The 1,068-nt window shown below is 47.8% G+C and carries 2 protein-coding genes; both read right to left on the reverse strand.

Annotated elements, in window-relative coordinates:
• Positions 1-423 precede the first annotated feature (423 nt).
• Entirely contained in the window at positions 424-774 is a 351-nt protein-coding gene (locus QUA02_RS33465; RefSeq protein WP_333034031.1) for a hypothetical protein, read from the reverse strand.
• Positions 775-865: 91 nt separating this feature from the next.
• On the reverse strand, positions 866-1,068 hold a 203-nt coding region (locus QUA02_RS33470; RefSeq protein ID WP_333034033.1), incomplete at its 5' end, for a hypothetical protein.

The raw sequence follows: 1,068 nt of genomic DNA on the forward strand, positions 1-1,068 counted from the left end.
TGCCCAACAATAGCTCAAAACCTCTGCCCTAGTATTTCTGAGTATTTATACTCATCGCAAAAGTGACACGCTCCCGCGAGCGTCTCGCTCGCGATCTAGCCGCGAGCGAGACGCTCGCACTCCTAAAAAACGCTTTTTACCAAATTGGGATGCTCCCCAGTAATGAGACATGAAAATCTCTTTTACTGATGTCTATGCCTAAGACTGTTGATGTCATTGTTTGCTCCAGATGTACTCCGATTGTATGAAAGAACCGACAGGCAATTGAATACTAACCTTGTCAATGCAGGCTTTCCCGATAATGCCGAGAGCCTAAGATACTGTCCAGTTTGATGTGCGCCTGTCATCAGTAATGGGAGCTTATCTACGCAACAGACTTATACAGTCTAAGGGGCGGGCCAACTTCACCGATTTCTGATGTCCTTAAAGAACACTTTCTGCTGTTACAGAACCATTTGTACTAAACTTTCCTTGTTTCTTTAGATTCGCTTTGCTTGTCGGCTCGATCGCCTGATTGTCGGTACGATCGACTGATGATCGGTACGATCGACTGATGATCGGCTCGATCGCCCACTTGTCGGCTCGATCGCCCACTTGTCGGCTCGATCGACTGATTGTCGGTTCGATCGCCTGATTGATGTGGCGATCGCCTGATGATCGGTACGATCGCCCACTTGTCGGCTCGATCGCCCACTTGTCGGCTCGATCGCCTGATTGATGTGGCGATCGAATCAATGACGTGGCGATCGACTGACTCACTCTTTTAAGATACAAGGGGCGGGTTCACCAACAATATTTGTCAAAAACCGACAATCTCAAAAACCCGCCCCCGCCCGATGCTAGAAGGATGGCACTGGACTTGATATTAGTTGAAGCTCCGAAAGTGCGATCGCACCTGACAAATAGCTTCAAATTCAGTCCTGGACGCATAAACTCTAAAAACAAAACCCCTATCTGTACTACAGAAAGAGGCTTTGTATTTCAAATAAAATCCCAGGCATCGAGCTATTTTCTCAGGCAGTGACCCGCCAAATATCTTCGCCACCGCAGCGTTTAACAACCGAGTTC

The organism is Microcoleus pseudofavosus SVA1_A4 (assembly GCF_036700565.1).
GTDB lineage: Bacteria > Cyanobacteriota > Cyanobacteriia > Cyanobacteriales > Microcoleaceae > Microcoleus.